This window comes from Mesorhizobium sp. M0815, assembly GCF_040319995.1.
Taxonomy (GTDB): Bacteria; Pseudomonadota; Alphaproteobacteria; order Rhizobiales; family Rhizobiaceae; genus Mesorhizobium.
The window spans coordinates 263,171-283,940 of the sequence record NZ_JAMYOU010000002.1 but is presented as its reverse complement, the minus strand read 5'-3'; the positions used below and the strand labels follow the sequence as shown (position 1 = coordinate 283,940).

19 protein-coding genes, 1 tRNA gene and 2 pseudogenes are annotated in these 20,770 nt (G+C 62.6%); 12 read left to right on the top strand and 10 right to left on the bottom strand.

Going from position 1 to position 20,770, the window contains the following annotated elements; translation table 11 throughout:
* Window positions 1-8 precede the first annotated feature (8 nt).
* The 3 genes from NKI01_RS04020 to NKI01_RS04010 all read right to left on the bottom strand — a co-directional run bounded on the left by NKI01_RS04020 (window position 9) and on the right by NKI01_RS04010 (window position 1,646).
* A complete protein-coding gene (locus NKI01_RS04020; protein ID WP_352917776.1) occupies window positions 9-764 on the bottom strand; it encodes a haloacid dehalogenase type II in 756 nt (251 codons plus the stop codon).
* Between the two features lie 250 nt (window positions 765-1,014).
* Complete coding sequence (locus tag NKI01_RS04015; protein WP_352917775.1) at window positions 1,015-1,347, bottom strand: DUF167 family protein; 333 nt, start codon at window positions 1,345-1,347, stop codon at window positions 1,015-1,017.
* A complete protein-coding gene (locus tag NKI01_RS04010) occupies window positions 1,344-1,646 on the bottom strand; it encodes a YggT family protein (protein ID WP_292657287.1) in 303 nt (100 codons plus the stop codon). Before NKI01_RS04010 ends, NKI01_RS04015 begins: the two co-directional genes overlap by 4 nt.
* Before the next feature lie 164 nt (window positions 1,647-1,810).
* Here NKI01_RS04010 and NKI01_RS04005 point away from each other — a divergent pair.
* The 7 genes from NKI01_RS04005 to NKI01_RS03975 all read left to right on the top strand — a co-directional run bounded on the left by NKI01_RS04005 (window position 1,811) and on the right by NKI01_RS03975 (window position 5,901).
* A tRNA-Ala gene (locus tag NKI01_RS04005) sits at window positions 1,811-1,886 on the top strand.
* A 629-nt stretch (window positions 1,887-2,515) separates the two neighbouring features.
* Window positions 2,516-3,415: a DMT family transporter gene (locus tag NKI01_RS04000; RefSeq protein ID WP_352494097.1), complete on the top strand. Its 900-nt coding sequence runs from the start codon at window positions 2,516-2,518 to the stop codon at window positions 3,413-3,415.
* Window positions 3,412-3,873 carry a LysE family transporter gene (locus tag NKI01_RS03995; protein WP_352961947.1) on the top strand — a complete coding sequence of 154 codons (462 nt, stop codon included), beginning with the start codon at window positions 3,412-3,414 and terminating at the stop codon, window positions 3,871-3,873. Before NKI01_RS04000 ends, NKI01_RS03995 begins: the two co-directional genes overlap by 4 nt.
* Complete coding sequence (locus NKI01_RS03990) at window positions 3,867-4,040, top strand: hypothetical protein (RefSeq protein WP_352961944.1); 174 nt, start codon at window positions 3,867-3,869, stop codon at window positions 4,038-4,040. The genes NKI01_RS03995 and NKI01_RS03990 overlap by 7 nt, the downstream gene beginning before the upstream one ends.
* Before the next feature lie 65 nt (window positions 4,041-4,105).
* Window positions 4,106-4,945: a hypothetical protein gene (locus tag NKI01_RS03985; RefSeq protein ID WP_352917773.1), complete on the top strand. Its 840-nt coding sequence runs from the start codon at window positions 4,106-4,108 to the stop codon at window positions 4,943-4,945.
* 51 nt (window positions 4,946-4,996) lie between these two features.
* Window positions 4,997-5,683 carry an LOG family protein gene (locus NKI01_RS03980; RefSeq protein WP_352961941.1) on the top strand — a complete coding sequence of 229 codons (687 nt, stop codon included), beginning with the start codon at window positions 4,997-4,999 and terminating at the stop codon, window positions 5,681-5,683.
* Window positions 5,680-5,901: a hypothetical protein gene (locus NKI01_RS03975; RefSeq protein WP_023721327.1), complete on the top strand. Its 222-nt coding sequence runs from the start codon at window positions 5,680-5,682 to the stop codon at window positions 5,899-5,901. Before NKI01_RS03980 ends, NKI01_RS03975 begins: the two co-directional genes overlap by 4 nt.
* Here the strand turns inward: NKI01_RS03975 and NKI01_RS03970 are convergent.
* Window positions 5,898-7,952, bottom strand: a complete 2,055-nt coding sequence (locus NKI01_RS03970) for a M3 family metallopeptidase (protein WP_352962095.1) — start codon at window positions 7,950-7,952, stop codon at window positions 5,898-5,900. The genes NKI01_RS03975 and NKI01_RS03970 overlap by 4 nt on opposite strands.
* 218 nt (window positions 7,953-8,170) lie before the next feature.
* Here NKI01_RS03970 and NKI01_RS03965 point away from each other — a divergent pair, with 218 nt between their 5' ends.
* Window positions 8,171-8,599, top strand: coding sequence for a hypothetical protein (locus NKI01_RS03965; RefSeq protein ID WP_352961938.1), 429 nt, complete (start codon window positions 8,171-8,173; stop codon window positions 8,597-8,599).
* A 114-nt stretch (window positions 8,600-8,713) separates the two neighbouring features.
* On the opposite strand, the gene NKI01_RS03960 is transcribed toward NKI01_RS03965, so the two are convergent.
* The 3 genes from NKI01_RS03960 to NKI01_RS03950 form a co-directional block, all read right to left on the bottom strand.
* On the bottom strand, window positions 8,714-9,124 hold the full coding sequence (locus tag NKI01_RS03960) for a nuclear transport factor 2 family protein (RefSeq protein ID WP_352917771.1): 411 nt from the start codon (window positions 9,122-9,124) through the stop codon (window positions 8,714-8,716).
* A gap of 10 nt (window positions 9,125-9,134) precedes the next feature.
* Entirely contained in the window at window positions 9,135-9,779 is a 645-nt protein-coding gene (locus tag NKI01_RS03955) for a carbonic anhydrase (protein WP_352917770.1), read from the bottom strand.
* Between the two features lie 154 nt (window positions 9,780-9,933).
* Window positions 9,934-10,722 carry a 3-hydroxybutyrate dehydrogenase gene (locus NKI01_RS03950; RefSeq protein ID WP_352917769.1) on the bottom strand — a complete coding sequence of 263 codons (789 nt, stop codon included), beginning with the start codon at window positions 10,720-10,722 and terminating at the stop codon, window positions 9,934-9,936.
* A 211-nt stretch (window positions 10,723-10,933) separates the two neighbouring features.
* Between NKI01_RS03950 and NKI01_RS03945 the strand changes: the two genes are divergently transcribed.
* Both NKI01_RS03945 and NKI01_RS03940 read left to right on the top strand, forming a co-directional pair.
* Complete coding sequence (locus tag NKI01_RS03945; RefSeq protein ID WP_352917768.1) at window positions 10,934-11,719, top strand: acetoacetate decarboxylase; 786 nt, start codon at window positions 10,934-10,936, stop codon at window positions 11,717-11,719.
* Window positions 11,712-12,867, top strand: a pseudogene (locus NKI01_RS03940) (patatin-like phospholipase family protein). The gene NKI01_RS03945 and the pseudogene NKI01_RS03940 overlap by 8 nt, the downstream one beginning before the upstream one ends.
* A gap of 24 nt (window positions 12,868-12,891) precedes the next feature.
* Here NKI01_RS03940 and NKI01_RS03935 read toward each other — a convergent pair.
* From NKI01_RS03935 to NKI01_RS03925, 3 genes and pseudogenes are all read right to left on the bottom strand, one after another.
* Window positions 12,892-13,917 carry a transporter gene (locus NKI01_RS03935; RefSeq protein WP_352961934.1) on the bottom strand — a complete coding sequence of 342 codons (1,026 nt, stop codon included), beginning with the start codon at window positions 13,915-13,917 and terminating at the stop codon, window positions 12,892-12,894.
* Between the two features lie 84 nt (window positions 13,918-14,001).
* Window positions 14,002-15,605 (bottom strand): annotated as a pseudogene (locus NKI01_RS03930) (inorganic phosphate transporter).
* Between the two features lie 120 nt (window positions 15,606-15,725).
* Window positions 15,726-16,262, bottom strand: a complete 537-nt coding sequence (locus NKI01_RS03925; protein ID WP_352641294.1) for a TetR/AcrR family transcriptional regulator — start codon at window positions 16,260-16,262, stop codon at window positions 15,726-15,728.
* A 150-nt stretch (window positions 16,263-16,412) separates the two neighbouring features.
* Between NKI01_RS03925 and NKI01_RS03920 the strand changes: the two genes are divergently transcribed.
* Both NKI01_RS03920 and NKI01_RS03915 read left to right on the top strand, forming a co-directional pair.
* Window positions 16,413-17,690, top strand: a complete 1,278-nt coding sequence (locus NKI01_RS03920) for an efflux RND transporter periplasmic adaptor subunit (protein WP_502896307.1) — start codon at window positions 16,413-16,415, stop codon at window positions 17,688-17,690.
* Window positions 17,687-20,770 (top strand): efflux RND transporter permease subunit, encoded by a 3,084-nt coding sequence (locus NKI01_RS03915; RefSeq protein WP_352480983.1) that lies wholly within the window; start codon window positions 17,687-17,689, stop codon window positions 20,768-20,770. Before NKI01_RS03920 ends, NKI01_RS03915 begins: the two co-directional genes overlap by 4 nt.

Below are 20,770 nucleotides of genomic sequence, written 5' to 3'. Positions count from 1 at the left end.
CCCTCGGCCTACGGGAGAACTTGGGCGAGATGGACAAGGTCGTCGGCCACAAAGTCCCAGCTCTCACGAGGCGAGAGATCGGTCGTCTGCGCCGGACCATGCTCTTTCGGCCGAGCAACAAAAGCGGTTCCGATACCGCACCTTCGTGCCGCAGCCAGGTCGTCGTTATGCGCGGCGACTAACACGGCCTCCGAAGGTCGCACCCCCAGGATATCCACTGCGCGGAGATAAGCCTGTGGCGCAGGCTTGTAGGTGCCGAACACGTCCGAGCCAAGGACGGTGTCCCAAGGCAGGCCGGCGCGCTTGGCCATGTCCAGCAACAGCCGGGTATTGCCCCCCGACAAGGGCGCGATGATGAAGCGTTCCTTCAGCCTCGCAAGGCCTTTCAGCGAATCGGGCCACGGCTCCAGCCGGTGCCAGGCGAGATTGAGTTCCTCAACTTCGGTGGCCGGCAGCGCGGATGGGATTAGCCCGAACTGGACGAAGGCGGCGTCCAGATTCTCCTTGTTGATCACGTCGAGTGAAACGAAAGGCCGGTGCCCCGTCCGCACCGCCTCGGTCGAGGCGTCATAGCGCAACGCCCATGCGTCCGCGAATTCACCGGGATCGACCTGCTGTGCACCGTTTCGCGCGAGGAAGGCGCCAGCCTCCCTTGCAATACCGTTGCGCCAGTCAACGACGGTTCCCAGAACGTCGAAGAATAGAACTCGAGTAGCGGTCATATTGAGCTTTCCGGTCGGGTTGCGGTGCGTGTCCTGCCGCATCGGTCGCGATAGGACGGATCGGCCTCGTCGAGCTGCTGATCAGATAATCGAAATGTTTAAAAGCCTGATCGCGAAGGGCGGTTCCCCCGACCTCATTGAAACGTCGTCGACGCCAACCCATATGCAATCCGCGTCGGATGTTTCCTCCCATTCGTCCGGCGCGTTCCCCTCTGAAGGTTTTTCGACCTTCACATCTGGCCGGGCTTCGCAGCCCGGCCTTTTTTCTGCGGGGTAGGTGAGCGAGCCGAGATCATGGCGCAGGCGAGCCCAGCGTATCGATGCGTTTGGTCAGCGCCGCGGGATCGCCAAGCACGCGCAGCGTCTTCAGCCGAGCTGTGCCGCCGGCGGCGATCGAGACGCCCGATGCCGGCACGCCAAGCGCTTTGCCGACCAGCCTTTCCAGCGCTCGATTGGCGGCTCCGTTTTCCGGCACGGCGCGGACGCGGGCTTTTAAATAGCTTCGCCCATCCGCCGATGTTTCGATCCCCTCCAGCCTGTCCATCGCCGCTTTCGGCGTTAGCCGAACGAAAAGGTCGATGCCGTCGGCGCGAGGTCGAAAGAAACGGTTCGTCCCGTGACTCACATCGATCCGATACCGAACATCGGCTGAACCGTCGTGTCTAGGAACACGCTGATAAATGTCAGCGCCAGCAACAGGATGATCGGCGAGATATCGATGCCGCCAAGGTCCGGGAGGACGCGGCGGATCGGCCGCAATGCCGGCTCGGTCAGTCGATAGAGCATGTTGCCGATCGAGTCGACAAGCTGGTTACGCGAATTGACGACGTTGAAGGCGTAAAGCCAAGAGAAGATAGCCGCGCCAATCACAATATACCAATAGATATTAATCGCGGCATGCAGCGTGTAAAAGACTGCGATCATCGGTTGCTCCTTGCGAACGCCCGACATGTAGCCACTGCAGGGGAAAGCGGCAAGAGCCGCCTCTGCCGCATGGCGAAGCCGGACCAGCGGCAGGCGAGAATTCGGCGACACGCACAGCCTTGACAGGAAACCTCAGCGGCCGATAAAAGCCCCATCCGCTGGACGGGGCTGTAGCTCAGCTGGGAGAGCGCGTCGTTCGCAATGACGAGGTCAGGAGTTCGATCCTCCTCAGCTCCACCAGCGGATTTTTCGAATCCCCTTGCCTGGTTGCATGCCGAAGACAGCGGCCTTGGGCGTTGTTCCGCTTGCGCAAGCTTACTCGGGCAGGGGCGATTTCGCGACGCCGAGAGAAGGCCGCTCGCGACTTGCGGCCATCGACCGGCGTTTACGAACGCGTTAGGCATCGGGCGGCAAAGATCAGCCTCTCAGGTCGCTCGTCCGGCAGGCCAGAGGGCGTTGCCTCCTTCTCCAACCTTCCGAACGACCCCCTAACCTTGCTGCGCTGAGCGTCGCTTCGGCACCATGACCACCTCGAAAAACGCCCCGTAAGCCATCCGTAAGCCACGTTATCGGAACCTCACCCCGTCGATAAAAGTCGATTGCCGCAGGCCCTTCGCCTGTGTCCATCGATCAGGCGGCGGGGGTTTGAAATGGCGGCTACTTCAGCACTTCGAGACAAAATCCGCGACGCCGGACCGAGCGCGCAGAGCGGTTCCAAAGGTTCTCAGCGCGGCCGGCACACAGCACCACCGGCAGCCTGCAAGCGCAGTTCCAGCGCGTCTTCAGGGCGTGCCGGCCGAAGCCCGCCAGGCTCTCGCAAACAGCTTGAATCGGCACATGCCTGCAATCGGCTCTAGGGGGAAGAGCCGATGTCGAAGCTTCACGCCAACCTGCTTCTCCTGCTTGCCGCCGCTTTGTGGGGTTTCGGCAATGTCTCGCAGAAGACTGTGCTCGGATATCTCGACCCGCTGAGCGCGGCCGGCATGCGCTGCCTGATCGCCGGACTTCTGGTGCTGCCGCTGATGATTGGAGAAAGCCGGGTAGCGAAGACCAAAGGTTTTCGCGCCAGCTTGGCAAGGGTCGGCGCGCTATTCGCCATTTCGATCGTTCTGCAGCAGATTGCCTATCTCGGCACCTCGGTCACCAATGCCAGCTTCCTGATCAGCACCGCGACCGTGATGACGCCGGTTGCAGCGTGGGTTCTGGTCGGGGAGCGGCTGACCGCGACGGTCGGGTTTGCCGCCGGCATGACCCTGATCGGCGCGCTGCTATTGTCTGGCGGCATCGCCGGCTTCAATGGCAACGACACGACGGTGGTGCTGTCGGCCGCATGCTATGCATTGTGGACGGTCGAGCTCGGCCGCCACATGCAAACCCATGGGCGCCCGTTTGCCACCATGGCGGCGCAGTTCCTCGGCACTGCGGCGGTCACCCTGCCGCTAGCCCTCTCGCATGGCAATTTGTCGGTCGCGACGGCACTCGATGCCTGGCCGCAACTGCTTGTGCTCGGCGTGTTCTCGACTGCCGCCGGCTTCGGCATCCAGACCGTTGCCCAGCGCTTTACCTCTGCCAGCCACGCAGCGGTGATCGTCAGCGCCGAAAGCCTGTTCGGCGCGACTGGCGCCGCCCTTTTTCTCGGTGAGCGGATCTCGCCCATGGGGGCTCTCGGCGCGATGATGATGCTCGGCACCATCCTCTATCTCGTCACCTCGCCCGGGCCGGCGAATCCGGCCGATCCCGTCATATCATCGCTGGAGGGAGCTCCATGAGCTTTGCCGACGCGAGCGGATTCCAGGCTGGGCTTGCGCTCGGCATGGCCTCGGTGGCCTCGATAGGGCCGAACAACCTGATGATGATCAGGGAAGGCTTGCTGCGCGGGCGGGTGATGTTCGTGGCGAGCCTGGTGTGGGCGACCTATGTCGCCCTGATCGCCATCTCCTATATGCTCGGCAGCTCGATCGCCGGCCTCGATCCCTCACTCGGAACGGCGCTCTCCTGGCTTGGCCTGGCGGCGGTCTCCTGGTTTGCGGTGAAATCCTTTCGTGCAGCATTGGCCGTCGGCGAGGCCGAGGACCGCTCCGGCAAGGCCGAGACCAGCCGCTCCTGCGTAGCCCGCGTCATGGGCGTGGTCGGGATGAACCCGCTGACCTACGTCGAGCGGCTGTCGTGCCGGCGGCGTTCGGCCAGTCTTTCGCTGCGAGTGGTACGCAGCTCGAATTCATGGTGACGCTGATCCTGATGTCGGCGCTCGGCTGTTACGGCTATGCGCTCGGCGGCGGCCTCGTGGCGCCGCTGCTGCGCAGCCGTGCCAGCCTGCGCATCTTCGATCTCATCTCCGGGCTCATCCTGTCCACCGTCGCATTGGTCATGGCCGTGGGGCTCGTCTCGCCATGACCGCCCGTAGCAAACGCCCGCTCATCGTGCCGTCAAATGCCACCGCAGCTGAAAAGGAGGATCCAATGCAATTCGACAACGACCGTGCGCCGTTCGGCCGGCATTTCGCGCTTTCAATCTGGAACGACGCGCCGGCCAGCTGGCGTGATGCCTCCGGGCTGGTCGATCGCCTCTCCTTCGAGCCGTCGATTATCGACTTAAAACCGAAATCTGCCGGCCCCAGTCGGACCGCCCGGGCGGTGTCGCGATTTGCGGCTGCCATCCGGGCGCGCATTTCCGGTCCGGGCGGCTACTACAATCTTGGCAACGCGCTGGGGCTGGCAATGGGCGTGGCGATGCAGCTCACCACCGGCCCTGAATGGGGTGCCGGCACCCTGTTCGACTATTTTGCCGGCAGCGGCAGCGCCGTGGCGTTGACGCTGGCGACGTCGATCTTCTTCTGCAGCGGCGAAGTCTATCACCGCGCCTGGGCTGGCCGCGATGTCCCCGATCCGGCGCTTAACCGGCGCGCCGATCTCCTGTCGGGGCTCGGCGCGATCGGGCTCGGCGTAGCGCTGTTCCTGCTCGGCCAACCGGTGCTGGCTGCGACTGCCGGACTGCTGCATGCGTTGGGAAAATTCGGCAGCGCCGTGCCCGGCATGATTGTGCCCGGCTGGCCGGCCAGGTGGCCCGATCCGTTCCGCAGTGCAGTGTTGGCCAGCCGCCTGCCTGCGGCATTGGCGGCAGCCCTTTCGGCCGGCTCCGCCGTGCCTGAAGTGTGGTCGGGGGCCTCACCCGCCCTTGTCACCGCGCCGCTGACATTGCTCGCCTGCTACGCGCTGTGGGCGAGGGCCGACCTTCTGCTGTTTGCCGACGCCGGCGAAAGCCCACCAACCCGTTCCGCCGCGGCGGGGCAGGGCGACTAGAGCCGCGCCCGCAGGACCATCGTTCAACTGAAGCCAAATGGAGACAGAGCCATGTTCGGAATTTTCAATGACGACGATGCGCCTTCCCTGGAGGGGCTGTTCTATCCGACGCAGACCCGTATCGGCACCGTCTGCGTGTTCGGCGGCGCCCGCGCCGGCAACGACCGGCGCCTCGCGCAAGCGGCCGCGGCGCTGGGCCGCGAAATCGGCAGTGCCGGCATCCGCCTCGTCTATGGCGGCGGCGGTGAAGGGTTGATGGGCGCCGTGGCTTCCGCGGCGGCAGACGCCGGCGGCGAGGTGATCGCGATTGCGCCGCACTTCCTTCTGGAGCGGATGCGGATGCCGCGCGGCGTCGCCCAAATCATAGCGGTTCCGGACATGCACATGCGCAAGCGGCTGATGTTCGACTATGCGGATGCATTTGTAGCGCTGCCGGGCGGAATCGGCACCATCGAGGAACTGGCCGAAGTGATGACCTGGCGCAAGCTCGACCGGCACGACAAGCCGATCCGGGTCGCCGACTTCTTCGGTTTCTGGTCGCCCTGGCTCGACCTGCTCGATCATCTCGAGGAGCCGGGGTTTCTCAGCGGCCACGTGTCGACGGCATGTCTTGTTGCCGACGTGCCGGCGGCAATCCTGCCGATGCTGCAGCGCGGCGTCTGCTTCACGCAAGCGCAGCAAGGGGCGAGTACCGTCGGGCGCACCGCTCAATCTCTGGCACCCGTGGCGACACCATGACCGGAGCTGTCGATATGAAGGACCGCTTCGAAGCCATAGCGAACCCAAGCTGCCGGTTCGATATCTGGGACAATGAGAGCGGCGAGCCCGTGGTCCATCGCGGCCGATTGCTCTCCTTTGCCACGACCAAGACGGCGGAGCGGATCGCCGGCTTCCTCAACGAGACAGCCGCGGCCGGTGAGGCCGAGCCGGCCCGAGAAGGGCCGGGCAAGGCTTAGACCAGTCCGCGCTTGGCCATCATTGCTTCCGGTGAAGGCATCTTGCCGCGGAAGGCGGTGTAGAGTTCTTCGGGGTCCTTCGAGCCGCCGGCGGCGTAGATGTTCTTGCGCAGCCGCTCGGCCAGCGCCGGGTTGAACGGATCGCCTGCTTCCTCGAAGGCGGCGAAGGCGTCGGCGTCGAGCACTTCCGACCACATGTAGGAATAATAGCCGGCCGAATAGCCATCGCCGGCAAAGATATGGCCGAAATGCGGAGTGCGGTGACGCATCGCGATGGTGTCCGGCATATTGAGCCTTTCGAGCGTTTCGGCTTCGAAACGAAGCGGCTCTTGCGGCGCCTCCGGGCGCGCATGGTAGGCCATGTCGACCAAGGCCGAGGCGGTGAACTCGACCGTGGCGAAGCCGGCGCCGAAGGTGCGCGCCGCCAGCATCTTGTCGACCAGCGCCTTTGGCATCGGCTTGCCGGTCTTGACATGCAGCGCATGTTTTTCCAGCACCGCCGGTACCGTCAGCCAGTGTTCGTAGAGCTGCGAGGGCAGCTCGACGAAATCGCGGCTGACCGAGGTGCCAGCGACCGATGGCCAGGTGACGTCGGTCAGCATACCGTGCAGGGCATGACCGAATTCGTGGAACAGCGTCTTGGCTTCATCGACCGACAGCAAGGCGGCCTCGCCGGCCGGCGGCTTGGCGAAATTCATGATATTGTAGATGACCGGCTTCGAGCCAGGACCAAGCTTATAGCCGGATTTGAGTGCACTCATCCAAGCGCCGGAGCGTTTCGAGGGTCGCGCGAAATAATCGGCGAGGAAAAGGCCGCGCTCGCTGCCGTCGGCATTCTTCACGACGAAAACACGTGCGTCCGGATGCCAGGTGGCAATGCCCTTCTTTTCCTCGAAAGAAATGCCGAACAATCGTGTCGCCACGTCGAAACAGGCGTCGATGATGCGGTCGAGCTGCAGATACGGCTTCAGTTCGGCCTCGTCGAAAGCGAATTTCTCGGCGCGCAGCTTCTCCTGATAGAAGCGCCAGTCCCAGGCGGCGAATTTTTCATTGCTGCCGGCCTCGGCCGCCAGCCGCTGCAATTCGGCCTGGTCGGCGGCGGCCTTCTCCAATGCCTTTTTCCAAACCGGGTCGAGCAGCGTATGCACCGCCTCCGGCGTCTTGGCCATTGTGTCGTCGAGCTTCAACGCGGCATATGATTCGTAGCCGAGCAGCTTCGCCTTTTCGGCGCGCAGGCGCAGCATGTCGCGCACTACGTCCGTGTTGTCGGTGGCGCCGCCATTCTGGCCACGCATGATGAAGGCGCGGAACGCCGTCTCGCGCAGGTCTCGGCGTTCTGAGAAGGTCGAGAACGGCTCGTAGATCGAACGCGACAAGGTGACGGCGTAGCGGCCCTTCTGGCCGCGCATCTCGGCGGCTTCCGCCATCGAGCTTTTCAGGAATTCCGGCAGGCCGGCAAGGTCAGCCTCGTCGAGGAACAGCGCCCACTCGCGCTCGTCGGCAAGCAGGTTCTGGCCGAAATTGGTGCCGAGCGACGACAATTCCTCGTTGATCGACGCCAGCCGCTTCTTGCCTTCGGCGTCGAGCTTGGCACCGGAGCGGACGAAGTTTTTCCAGGTCTTTTCCAGTACGCGCAGCGTTTCGGCATCGAGCTTCAGAGTCTCGCGGCGTTGATAGAGATCGTCGATGCGGGCAAAGAGGCGCTCGTTCATCGAGATCGCCGAGAAATGCCGCGACATCTTCGGCGAAATGTCGCGCTCCAGCGCCTGGATTGCCTCGTTGGTGTGGGCGCCAGCGCGGCACCAGAAGATCGACGAGACATGGTCGAGAGCCTCGCCGGCGAGTTCGAGCGCGGCAAGTGTATTGTCGATGGTCGGCGTCCCGGTGTTGCCGGCAATCGCCTCGATCTCGGCCTCATGGGCCTTCAGGGCAGCATCGAAGACCGGAGAAAAATCGCCGTCGCCGATGCGCGTGAAATCGGGCAGGCCGAGCGGCCCTTGCCATTCAGTCAGCGGATGGGCGGCGAGGTCGACGGCGGACGGCATGGGCAAACTTTCGCTGGATGGCGGGAGGAGGCGGATCGTCACCGATGTAGGACGCCGGCCGGCTCCACGCAACAGCGCCTGGTAGCGCTGAAGCGTGCCCACATGGTGCCGTGAGTATCGTTCGAGCCGAATTTTATGCCCACCAAGATATTATCTTGTAACCTGCATTTTCCTTCGACTGAGGCTTCCACTCGTATCCTGACACCCGATCCAAAGGAACCTTAATGAGAGTAGAATTCTATGGTCTCACCTTCGACCTGCCTGCTGGATGGGTAGACATAGCCAGCGATCTTCCTGAGGGATCGCCACCTACCTTAGCCAAAGAAACGGACGGCTGCGGCGCGATTCAATTCTCTATTGCGAAGTATCGTCGCGGAGAAAAACCAAACGTAGACTTTAACGTTCTGAGAACATTTATGATTCAGTTTTGTCACAATAATTCCATAGATGTAGGACATATCACAAACATCGAGTCTGACGGTATAATCTCTGTTGGCGTATTGTCAGAGACCGGGGATCAATTGACATCTGCCTGGTATTTGTCGAATGGGAATGATGTTGTATTCATGACATACGTCGGGATGGCTAATGATACGGATTGTCTGAAAGAATTGGGCGTTGCCAAAGCAATCGTGTCGTCTATATCGTTTTAGGGACTTCGATATCGGGTGGAATTACGGGAATTACGACAACAGTGCACTTTTTAGACGTGATAACGCGGGCAATTCCAGCGACCGTCACCAAAAAGTCGCGGGCGAAAAAGCCCGTCAGTAGCCGTCGCAGTTTTCGGCGATCGCGGCTTGCGAGCTAGCGGTGATCTGGTCGTTGGCGACCGCAAAGGTCTCCTGCATCAGCATGTCGTTGCTGGGAAAATCATAGCAGGCGATCACAGTGGTGACGCCGCCCTCGGATTTCTCAATCCGGTGGCGGATTTCGGCCCCGGCGACGGCACCTTGCCACTCGGCGATCGAGGCGATGAATTCCTGCTTGCTTTGCACGACGCCGAGGTCGTCGAGCTTGATGCGGACGTTGTCGGCAAGCAGGTCCGACAATTCGGTGCGGTCGGCGACCAGCAGTGCCGAATACCAGCGGTCGATGATCGCGCTATCGTCGGCGCTGGCGACATTTGCCGAGCACAGCAGTGCTGCCGCCGCGAACACGAACCGAGCTCGCACCATGCCTCGTCTCCTACTCCGTCTCCGGCCGCTCGAAATCGCCGGTGTCCTTGTTCATCACCCAAAGCTCGCCGGTCGAAATATCGAACCAGGCGCCATGCAGCGACAGCCGCCCTTTGCCTTCGAGGATCGAAACACAAGGGAAGGTGCGCAGATTGGCTATGGAATAGCGGATCGAGATGCGCTCCAGCGCGGTCTGGCGCTCGGTCGCGGTCATGAAGGTGCTGGACGATACGGTCTCGGCCGCCGGCGCGATCAGGCTCATCCATTTGCCGATGAAATCGCCCGGCGACAACGGTGCGGCCGTGCTGTCGAGTGCCGCGCGGATGCCGCCGCAGCGGCCGTGGCCCATCACCACGATGTTCTTGACCTTGAGGTTCTGCACGGCAAATTCGAGCGCCGCCGATGTCGAGTGGAACTGATCGTCGGGCGCATAGGGCGGCACCAGATTGCCGACATTGCGCAGCACGAACAGTTCGCCGGGCCCGGCATCGAAGATCGCTTCGGGCGCGGCGCGGGAATCGCAACAGGCGACGATCATCGTTTCCGGTGCCTGGCCCTCCCGCGCCAGCGAGCGATAACGGCCGCTTTCGGTGAGATAGCGGCCACCCATGAAACTGCGGTAGCCGGCGAGAAGATGCTCGGGAAGGTGGGGCATGGGCAGCGGTAGGAGCCTTTCCGGGTTAAGGCACGGTTCAATCCCGAAAGGCTCTAGCGCATCGGCCCGAAAATCGGAACCGATTTTCGGAAGCGCGGAGACGCAGGTTCAAAGCATTGCAGCGTACTTTGTAGGTCGGCTCTCTCCAGAGTGCCTACTGCGCCGTCCAGCCGCCATCCATCGGCAAGGTCGTGCCGGTAATCTGCTTGGCCGCATCCGAGCACAGGAACAGCGCCAATGCCGCAAGCTCCTCGACGGTGACGAATTCCTTGGTCGGCTGGGCAGCGAGCAGCACGTCGTGCTTGACCTGTTCCTCGGTCATGCCGCGTGCCTTCATCGTGTCGGGGATCTGCTTTTCGACCAGCGGCGTCCAGACATAACCAGGTGCGATCGCATTGACGGTGATGCCGGCTTGCGCTGTCTCCAGCGCCACTGTCTTTGTCAGGCCAGATATGCCGTGCTTGGCCGCCACATAGGCGGACTTGAAGGGCGAGGCGACCAGCGCATGTGCCGACGCGGTGTTGATGATGCGGCCCCATTTGCGCGCCTTCATGCCGGGCAGCGCCGCCTTGATGGCATAGAAGGCCGCAAGCAAATTGATGCGGATGATGGCTTCCCATTTTTGGTCGGGAAATTCCTCGATCGGCGCGACATGCTGGATGCCGGCATTGTTGACCAGGATGTCGAGGCTGCCGAAGGCTTCCTCGGCCTCGCGGACCATGGCAGCCACCGCCGCGCCGTCCATCATGTTGGCGCTGGAGTAGCGGCACTGGACGCCGAAATCGGCTTCGATGCCGGCGCGCTCCTGTTCGATGGCGGCCGCATCGCCGAGACCGTTGATGGTGATGTTGGCGCCTTCGGCGGCAAGGGCGCGGGCAATCGCCAGACCGATGCCGCTGGTCGAGCCGGTGACGAGGGCGTTCTTGGACGACAGGAAACCCATGATGATCTCGCGAAAGGTAGGAGGGAACGGCGATGCTTGGTGTGCGTCGCAGCATGACCATGCCATCGCCGTGTGTCGGCGCGATTACAGCGCTGTGGCAGTCCAACGGCCTTCAGGTGCTGGCGGCAGGCTGACACGGCGTTGTCATGGTGCGTGCAACATAACCGGTGCGCAATCGCGCGGTCATTCCTGCAGTACATGGGGGAGCAGCTTGGAAATCGCCGATGTCGTGAAGCGCGCCTATGCGATGCCGCTCACCAACCCGTCCTTCCCGCCCGGGCCCTACCGTTTCTTCGACCGCGAATACGTCATCATCACCTATCGTACGACGCGCGAAGCCCTCGAGGCCGTCGTGCCGGCGCCGCTGGAAATCGACGAGCCGCTGGTCAAATACGAGTTCATCCGCATGCCGGATTCGACCGGCTTCGGCGATTATACCGAGACCGGGCAGGTCATCCCGGTCCGCTTCCACGGCCAGCATGGCACCTATGTCCACTCGATGTTTCTCGACGACGATGCACCGATCGCCGGCGGACGCGAGCTCTGGGGCTTTCCCAAGAAGCTTGCCAGCCCGAAGATCGTGCATGAGGGCGAAGTGGTTGTCGGCACCTTGCATTACGGCAGCGTTCTGTGCGCCACCGGCACGATGGGCTACAAGCACAGGCCGGCCGATCACGGCCAGATTCTCGCCTCGCTCGCGGCGCCCAATTTCCTGATCAAGATCATCCCGCATGTCGACGGCACGCCGCGCATTTGCGAGTTGGTACGCTATCACCTCACCGACGTGACGTTGAAGGAGGCCTGGACAGCGCCGGCGGCGCTCGATCTCAGGCCCCATGTCATGGCCGACGTGGCGCGGTTGCCAGTGCTCGAGATCGTCTCGGCGGTTCACTTCATCGCCGACCTGACGCTCGGCCTTGGCGAAGTGGTTTACGACTATCTCGCCGGACGCGAGCGGTCAGTCAGTCCAAATCTGGAGGCATTCAGTCGTGCTTGAACGCAACACCAAGAAGGCCGCCACCATCGAGGAAATCTCGGCGCAATACGACCGCGTCGCGCTGGTGTTCCAGGGCGGCGGTGCGCTGGGCGCCTAACAAGGCCGGGGTGTACCAGGCATTGGCCGATGCCGGCTGCGAGCCGACCTGGTTCTCCGGCGTGTCGATCGGCGCGATCAATGCAGCGATCATAGCCGGCAACGAGCCGAGCCGCCGGCAGCAGCGGCTCGAGCAGTTCTGGCAGACCATTTCCGGCCGCAAGATCTGGGCCTATACGCCCGAGGGCGACATCTACCGGGACATCCGCAACCGCACCAGTTCGTGGATGACGATGACGATGGGCCAGCCCGGCTTTTTCAAGCCGCGCCATCCCAATCCGTGGTTCGAGCAGTCGGGCGCCGAGGGCGCTACCAGCTTTTACGACACCGCCGAGCTTAAAGAGACGCTGGAGAGCCTGATCGATTTCGACGTGCTCAATGACGGCAAGAAGCGGCTCAGCGTCGGCGCGGTCAATGTCAGGACGGGCAATTTCGTCTATTTCGACACCGAGAAGGTGCGCATCGGACCGGAGCACATCATGGCAAGCGGCGCGCTGCCGCCGGCCTTCCCGTCGATCCGCATCGAGGGTGAGTATTATTGGGACGGCGGCATCGTCTCCAACACGCCGCTGCAATATTTGCTCGACCAGGAAGAGGACCGCAGTTCGCTGGTGTTCCAGGTCGATTTGCTCAGCGCCCGCGGCGCCTTGCCGCGCGGCATGGCCGATGTTTTGTCACGGCACAAGGACATCATGTATTCAAGCCGCACGCGCCAGAATACCGACAACTTCCAGCGCATCCATGCGTTGAAGATGAAGCTGCTCGATGCGCTGAAGCGCGTCCCCGTCGAGTTACTGAAAGAAGGGGAGCAGGAATTGATCGCGGACTATTCGGATGCCGGCGTGGTCAACATCGTCCACCTGATCTACCAGCACAAAGGCTATGAGGGGCACGCCAAGGATTACGAATTCTCGGGCACCTCGATGCGCGAGCATTGGGAGATGGGGCTGAAAGACACGCAGCGGACGCTGCGCCATCGCCAATGGCTGACACTGCCGACCAATGTCGAGGGCGTCGCCATCCACGACCTGGACCGCGAAGATCCGACTTAAAGCGCGCCGCGCGCCTGACCGGCCTCAGAACCGCAGTTTGGCGCCGGCGCGCAGCAAAAGCCAGTAGAACAGGCCGGTCGCGCCGACCGCGAGCAGCATCGTCAGGATGAAGCCGCTGGGGCTGTCGGTGAATGGCAGCCCGCCGGTGTTCATGCCGAATATGCCGACGATCAGGGTGCCCGGCAAAAGCAGCGCGCTCATCACCGCCAGCGCCTTGAGGCTGCGGTTCGATTCGTCGGCAAGCTCGGCCGCAAGCTCCTCCTGCAGCAGCCTTGCCCGGTCGTTGATCATGACGACCTCGCGGTCGAGCCGTTCCAGGCGGGCAGCAAGCCGGCGCAGAACTTCATGTGCGCCGGCGGAAAGGTTCCAGGCGGAACGGTCTTCATCCTGGAAAAGTGCTGCCAGGGCCGAGATCGGCCGATGCAAGGATACGGCAAGGCGGCGCACATCCTTCAGCTGTCGTCTTTCGTCGGCAAGTCGCTCGGTCACGAGATGGTCCTCGACCGCATCGAGCCGCTTCGTCGCCGCGGCGAGCCGCAGGCTGGTGGTCTTGCAAAAAGCCATGACCAGCGTTTCGAACAGCTCGAATGCTGTGGCGGGCCGCAGCCCCGCGGCAAGGGCGGTGTGCACTTCCTCCACCGCCGCGAGCGGATGGCGGCGGCCGGTGACCAGCAGCCGCTCCGAGACCGCAAAATGCAATCTGCCGATGGTCGTCGACTGAGGGGCGATCTCGCCATGCAGGTCGGCGGAAATGCCGTGGACGACGCCATTCTCATGCGCCAGCACCAGGCTGTCCTCATGTCCTTCGAGGATTGCATGAGCCGACGCCGGCAGCGCGCAGGCATGGCTGACCCAGGAATGGGCGCGCCGGTCGACAAGGTCGACATGCAGCCAGACCCAGCCGTCCAGTGAGGCCAGCGCGGCCTCTATGTCCCGGGGCGCCAGCGATTCGGGAGCTTTGCCGGGAGCGGCATGATAGGCCCAGACCAGCCCGGGGGCATGATGCTGGTCGTCCGCGGCAAGCAATGTCAGATGCGATGCGTCATTCATGGCCGCCGCCGAGACAATGCACGTTCAGGATCCGGGCGGCGCCGGAGCCGGCGCCGCGACATTCTGGCCAAGTCCTATCCCCGCTCAGAATATCTGGCGGAAGATGACGAACAGCACGAAGGCAGACAGATGGAGACCGGAAGGGTCAGTATCCAGGCCATCAGCATGTTGCGCACTGTCGACCATTGCAGGCCCGAGCCGTTCGCCGCCATGGTGCCGGCAACGCCCGCCGACAGCACATGGGTGGTCGAGACCGGCAGGCCGAGATAGTCGGCCGATGCGATGGTCGCCATTGCAACAAGCTCTGCGGACGCACCCTGGCCGTAGGTCAGATGGCTTTTGCCGATCTTCTCGCCGACGGTGACGACGATGCGCTTCCAGCCGACCATGGTGCCGAGGCCGAGCGCCAGCGCGATGGCGACCTTGACCCAGAGCGGGATGAACTTCGTCGCGTTGTCGACCGCCTTGTGATAGGTCGTCACCGCCTTCAGGTCGTCGGCCTCCATCGGCAGCAGCTTCTTCTTGTCGATCAGTTTCAGCGCTTCACCGATAAGATAGATGTTGTTGCGGGCGTTGCTGACCAGCGTTGTCGGCAGCTTTTCCACGGACGGATAGGGCGACAACATTGCGCTAGTGTCGTGGATGAAGCTCTGCAGCGCAGGCGTGGTCTCGTCCTTCCAGGTCTTGGTGCGAACGGCGTCACCGACCACGGTCGCCGCGTCGGTCACGGCGACGCCGGGCTTGACGTATTTGCCGAGTACCGTTTCGACCTGCGTCGCCGCCGATTTGTAGGCTTCGAGATAATTGATATCCGGCGTGCGGTTCAGCGCGAAGGCGGTCGGCACCACGCCGATCAGGATGAGCATGATGAGGCCCATGCCCTTTTGCCCGTCATTGGAGCCGTGGGCAAAGCTGACGCCGGTGCAGGTGAAGATGAGCAGCGCCCGGATCCACAGCGGCGGCGGAGCGCTCGACTTCGGCGCCTCGTAAAGCTCGCGGTTCCTGACCAGCAGCTTCATCACCAGAAGCAGCAGCCCAGCCAGGCAAAACCCGACCAGCGGCGAGATCAGAAGCGACAGGCCGACATTGCTTGCCTGCGACCAGTCGATGCCGCTGGTGATGGAACCGGCCGGCGCCGTGAACTGGTTGGCGAGGCCGACGCCGATGATCGAACCGATCAGCGTGTGCGAGCTCGAGGCAGGCAGGCCGAGATACCAGGTTCCGAGATTCCACATGATCGCTGCGACCAGCAGCGCGAAGACCATGGCCAGCCCGGAGCTTGATCCGACCTGAAGGATCAGTTCGACTGGCAGCAGCGAAATGATGCCGAAGGCGACCGCCCCGCTGGCGGTGAGCACGCCGAGGAAGTTGAAAAAGCCGGACCACATCACTGCAAGCTCGGCCGGCATGGAATGGGTGTAGATCACCGTTGCCACCGCATTGGCGGTGTCGTGAAAACCGTTGACGAATTCGAAGCCGAGCGCGATCAGCAGCGCCAGGCCAAGCAGAATCCACGGCACCGCGACGGTGCTGGTCAGGTCCTGGCTGAGCGCGTAGCCGACATAGGCAAGGCCGCCCAGGATGATGACGGCAAAGGCCGGCAGAAACCATTTGCCGGTGCTGTTTGGCCGGTCGAGCGGATGCTCCGGCCTTGGAATTCCTGCTTCGCTGGAAACAATATCGACCATACCCCACTCCTCTTGCGTTGCAGCAAAGAATGGGAGGACGCTATGTCGGCACAATGAAGCCTGTGTGACGGCAGAGCACTTTGAGATTGGAGCAGATAGTGCTGGACGGTGGTTCCTGATCTATTCCGCGATCTCCAGCAGGGTCGATATCAGCAACCGGCGCTCGTCGGCGGAGAGAATGTCCGAACCGAACAGATTCATGCTGCGAAGCCCTTCGATAGCGAGATAGCAGACCAGCAGCGCCTTGAGATTCGGCGTCTCCTCCTTCAGCCGCTCGAACACTTGCCGCCTGAACGATTTTATCGGCGTCAGGAAATCGGGATCCTCGGCAATCGCCGAAAATATCCAGGTCGCCGACGGTTTCGACTCCTCGGCATGCTCGGCCGAAAGCCTGATATAGGCCGCAAGCGGGCTCTCACCGCTGACGCCGTTGGTGCGGGCGGCCTCAAGCGCCTGTTGGAACGCGCTGAGGTAATCCTCCACCAGCGCCTGCATCAATTTCGCCTTGGTCGGGAAATTGTAGAGAAGACCACCCTTCGACACGCCGGCACGGCTGGCGACCGCATCCAGCGACAGGCTGCCGGGACCCGTCTCGCGCGCCACGTCGGCGGCGGCGGCGAGGATCTTCTCGCGCGAATTTGTTCTGCGGGCCTTCATCAATCGTTCCCCATTCATTAGCTTAAGCGGAATTGACAAGACCGTCCAGACGGTACAGTAAGATTGCCGTCATTTGAAATTGGGACCAGTCACAGGTATGTGTTCCGGTCATCCGACCGTTATGCTGGGCCATGGCCGAGGGGACTGTTCGTGATCAAGCGCTTCATCATCGCCTTCATTCTGCTCGTGCTGGTGTGCGGCGGCATCGTCGGATTCAACCTGTTCCGCGACAATGCGATCAAACAGTTTTTCGCCACCATGAAGCCGCCGGCCGCGACCGTGTCGACGGTCATCGTCAAACCGATGTCCTGGACGCCCGGCGTCGAGGCGATCGGTACTGTCAGTGCCGTGCGCGGCGTCGACCTGACCGTCGAAACCGCGGGTATCGTCAAGGACATCCAGTTTCATGCCAATCAGAAGGTCGCCGCCAACGCCGTGCTGCTGCAGCTCGACGATGCCGTCGAGCGGGCCGACCTCGTGGCGTCGAAGGCGCAAGCCACATCCGACCAGACGACGCTGATGCGCGCTCTTGAGCTGCAGAAGCGCGGGGTCGGCACCGACGCTACGCTGGACACGGCGCAGGCGGCAGCATCGGTCTCCTCCGCGCAGGTAAACAAGCTGCAAGCGGTGCTCGACCAAAAGCAGTTGACGGCCCCTTTCAAGGGCACCGTCGGTATTCCGAAAATCGACATTGGCCAGTATCTCACACCCGGCACCGCCGTGGTGACCTTGCAGGACATGGACACGATGCGTGTCGATTTCACCGTGCCGGAGCAGCAGCTTCCGCTGCTGAAGATCGGACAGACGGTGCGGCTGGGCATTGGCGGCGGCGACATGCCGTTCGCCGGCAGCATCCGCGGTATCGATCCGAAGATCGACCCGACGAGCCGGCTGGTGACGGTGAGGGCGGAGGTCGCCAATCCTGAAGGCAAGCTGACGCCCGGCCAGTTCGTCCAGGTGCGTGTCGAACTGCCGGAGGAGAACAACGTGCTGGCGCTGCCGCAGACTGCGCTGACCTCCAGCCTGTACGGTGACTTCGTCTTCGTGGTGCGCCCGGCCAAATCCGCAGAAGTCAACGGCGCGGCTCCCGACGCAAAGCCGGAAGAAAAACCAGCCGCGGATGCTGCCAAGCCCGCTGCCGAAGCACCCGCGGCAAAACCCGAAGAAAAGCCGGGCGCTACCCCAGCCAAACCGGCAGCGGAAGCCAAACCGGCAGCGGAAGAACAGAAGCCGCAGCTCGTGCTCGCCCAGGTGTTCGTCAAGCCAGGCCGCCACAACGCCGGCCTGGTCGAGATCCTGGAAGGCATCCAGCCCGGCGACGAAGTCGTTACCGCCGGCCAGAACCGGCTCTCCAACGGCATGTCCGTTGCCGTCGACAACACAATCGATCCGAGCAAGCCGGGGAACCAGCAGGCAGCCCAGCAATGAGCTTTTCCGACCTCTTCATCCGCCGCCCGGTCCTTTCGACCGTGCTTGCCTGCATGATCCTGCTTCTGGGTTTTCAGGGCATCTTCAACCTTTCGATCCGGCAGTATCCAGAGGTTGAAGAAACGGCCATCACGATCACCACGGCCTATCCCGGCGCCAGCGCCGACCTGATCCAGGGGTTCATTTCCGCGCCGATCGCGCGTGCTGTCGCTTCGACCGAAAACATCGATTATGTCACGTCGGCGAGCCGGCCGTCATCCAGCACCGTGACAGTGCAGATGAAACTCGGCTCCGACCCCGACGTTGCGCTGAACGAAGTCCTGTCGAAGGTTCAGAGCGTTCGCGGCGATCTGCCGGACGAAACCAAAGACCCGGTGATCGTCAAGGGCACCGGCCAGCAGTTCGCGATGATGTACATCTCGATGCAGAACCCGAACATGACGCCGGAACAGCTCACCGAATATATCGAGCGCGTCGTGCGGCCGCGTATGTCGACGGTCGAAGGTGTTGCCGACGTGCAGATTTTCGGCGCCGCCGAATATTCGATGCGTGTCTGGATCGACCCGATCAAACTGGCGGCGCGCGGTGTGACGGCGGCGGAAGTGCTGACCGCCATTAACGAATCGAATTTCCTCTCCGCGCCCGGCGATACCGAAAACGAATATGTGGCTTCCTCGATCACGGTTCGCTCGACCCTGCAGACGCCGGAGGCTTTCGCTGCCCTTCCGCTCCGCTCGAAAGACGGCAATGTGGTGAGACTGCGCGACGTGGCCCGCGTCGAGCTCGCCGCGGTGAACACCGACACCAGGGTCACCTTCAACGGCAAGCCCGGCATCTTTCTCGCCATCTTTCCGACGCCGGCCGCCAATCCACTGACCACCGCGGCGGCGATCCACAAGATTGTGCCGACGATCCAGGAGACGCTGCCGCTCGGCATGACGATCGAGATCGTCTATGACTCGACCGAGCAGATCAGCGCGTCGATCGAGGAGGTGTTCAAGACCATCGGCGAGGCGGTCGCCATCGTCATCGTCGTCATCCTGCTCTTCCTCGGCTCGTTCCGCTCGGTGCTGATGCCGATCGTGACCATTCCGCTGTCGCTGATCGGCGTCTGTTTCCTGCTGTTTTCTTTGGGTTATTCGATCAACCTTTTGTCGTTGCTGGCCATGGTGCTGGCGATCGGACTGGTTGTTGACGATGCCATCGTGGTGGTGGAAAACATCCACCGCCACATGGAGGAAGACGGCTTGTCGCCGATGCAGGCGGCTTTCAACGGCATGCGGGAGATCTCCTCCGCCGTCGTCGCCATGACGATAACGTTGGCCGCCGTGTTCGCGCCGCTGGCCTTCACCGGCGGCCTGACAGGCGCACTGTTTCGCGAATTCGCAGTGACGCTTGCCGGCTCGGTGGTCCTTTCGGGTGTCGTTGCCCTAACCGTCACGCCGATGATGTCGGCACGCATCCTGAGGGCCGGCTCGCACAGCCGCTTCCAGCGCATTGTCGACAACACGTTCGGGCGCGTCGAAAACGTCTATGAGCGGCTGGTCAGCGGCTCGCTGAAATATCGCCCGGTGACGCTGATGATCGTCATCGCACTGGTCGCCACGACCGGCTTCATGTTCACCAAGACCGCGAGCGAACTGGCGCCGGAAGAAGACCAGGGCTTCTTGCTGTCTATTGTGAACGCACCGCGCTATGCGACGTCGGACTACACCGAGACCTATGTGAACCAGATTCTCGGGCTAGTGAATGATATCCCCGAAACCAGGGCGCGGTTCTCCGCCGTCGCGTTCCAAGGCCCGACGAACAGCGCTTTCGTCGGCTTTGCGTTCAAGGACTGGGCCGAGCGCGCGCGCAGCTCGAAGGAACTTCAGGAAGACATCACTGCCCGCCTTGCCAAGGTGGCGGGCGTCGAGGCTTTCGTCTTCGCACCGCCGACACTGCCCGGCTCCGGCGGCGGCCTGCCAATCACGATGGTGGTGCGCTCGACCGGCGAGGCCTCCCAAGTGTACGAGGCGGCCGAGAACATCAAGAACAAGGCGCAGGCCTCCGGTCGCTTCCTCGCGGTGCAGAATTCGATGTCCTACGATGCGCCGCAAGTGACGGTGACGATCGACCGCGACCGCGCCGCGGCACTCAACCTGCCGATCGCCGATATCGGCCGGACGCTGACCCTCTTGGTCGGTGGCGCCGAGGTGGCGCAATTCGACCGCGAATCCAACAGCTACGACATCATCCCGCAGGTGCCGCAGAGCTTTCGCGACAATCCCGAAAAACTGGGGGAGTATTTCGTGCGCAGCGTCTCGGGTGAGATGGTGCCGCTCTCTGCGGTGGTGAAGATCTCGACCAACGCGTCGCCGGCGGCGATCGAGCAGTTCAACCAGTTGAATTCCGCAACGATTTCCGCCCTGCCGCTGCCTGGCGTCACCACCGGCGACGGTTTGAAAGCGATCGAGGATATCGCCAAGGAGAGCCTGCCCGACACTTTCTTCATCGACTATACCGGCCAGTCGCGGCAGGAGAAGCAACAGGGCTACACGATCATCATCGCCTTCGCGGCAGCCGTTCTCGTCATCTATCTGGTGCTGGCGGCGCAGTTCGAAAGTTTCCGCGATCCGTTGATCATCATGATGGCGGTGCCACTCTCGATCTTCGGCGCGATCGTGCCGCTTAATGTCGGGCTCGGCACCCTCAACATCTACACCCAGGTCGGCTTGATTACGCTGATCGGCCTGATCACCAAGCACGGCATCCTTCTGGTCGAGTTCGCCAACCAGCAGCGTGAAATGCACGGCATGCGGCGGCGCGATGCGATCATCGCGTCGGCCAAGGTGCGGCTGCGGCCGATCCTGATGACGACGGCGGCGATGGCGCTCGGAGTGGTGCCGCTGATCATCTCCAGCGGCGCTGGTGCCGCGGCACGCTATTCGATGGGCCTGGTGATCTTCACCGGCATCCTGGTCGGAACCATGTTCACGCTCTTCGTGGTGCCGATGTTCTACACGTTTATCGCCAGCAAGGACCTGCCGCATCACGCCGAAAAGCCGGACCCCAAGCTGATGCCGGTGATGCCGGATTAG

Coding starts and splice junctions, on each gene's coding strand:
- NKI01_RS04020 (WP_352917776.1), bottom strand. CDS start 764: ATGCGGCAGGACACGCACCGCAACCCGACCGGAAAGCTCAATATGACC.
- NKI01_RS04010 (WP_292657287.1), bottom strand. CDS start 1,646: ATGATCGCAGTCTTTTACACGCTGCATGCCGCGATTAATATCTATTGG.
- NKI01_RS04000 (WP_352494097.1), top strand. CDS start 2,516: ATGTCGAAGCTTCACGCCAACCTGCTTCTCCTGCTTGCCGCCGCTTTG.
- NKI01_RS03995 (WP_352961947.1), top strand. CDS start 3,412: ATGAGCTTTGCCGACGCGAGCGGATTCCAGGCTGGGCTTGCGCTCGGC.
- NKI01_RS03990 (WP_352961944.1), top strand. CDS start 3,867: ATGGTGACGCTGATCCTGATGTCGGCGCTCGGCTGTTACGGCTATGCG.
- NKI01_RS03985 (WP_352917773.1), top strand. CDS start 4,106: ATGCAATTCGACAACGACCGTGCGCCGTTCGGCCGGCATTTCGCGCTT.
- NKI01_RS03980 (WP_352961941.1), top strand. CDS start 4,997: ATGTTCGGAATTTTCAATGACGACGATGCGCCTTCCCTGGAGGGGCTG.
- NKI01_RS03975 (WP_023721327.1), top strand. CDS start 5,680: ATGACCGGAGCTGTCGATATGAAGGACCGCTTCGAAGCCATAGCGAAC.
- NKI01_RS03965 (WP_352961938.1), top strand. CDS start 8,171: ATGAGAGTAGAATTCTATGGTCTCACCTTCGACCTGCCTGCTGGATGG.
- NKI01_RS03960 (WP_352917771.1), bottom strand. CDS start 9,124: ATGGTGCGAGCTCGGTTCGTGTTCGCGGCGGCAGCACTGCTGTGCTCG.
- NKI01_RS03955 (WP_352917770.1), bottom strand. CDS start 9,779: ATGCCCCACCTTCCCGAGCATCTTCTCGCCGGCTACCGCAGTTTCATG.
- NKI01_RS03950 (WP_352917769.1), bottom strand. CDS start 10,722: ATGGGTTTCCTGTCGTCCAAGAACGCCCTCGTCACCGGCTCGACCAGC.
- NKI01_RS03935 (WP_352961934.1), bottom strand. CDS start 13,917: ATGAATGACGCATCGCATCTGACATTGCTTGCCGCGGACGACCAGCAT.
- NKI01_RS03925 (WP_352641294.1), bottom strand. CDS start 16,262: ATGAAGGCCCGCAGAACAAATTCGCGCGAGAAGATCCTCGCCGCCGCC.
- NKI01_RS03915 (WP_352480983.1), top strand. CDS start 17,687: ATGAGCTTTTCCGACCTCTTCATCCGCCGCCCGGTCCTTTCGACCGTG.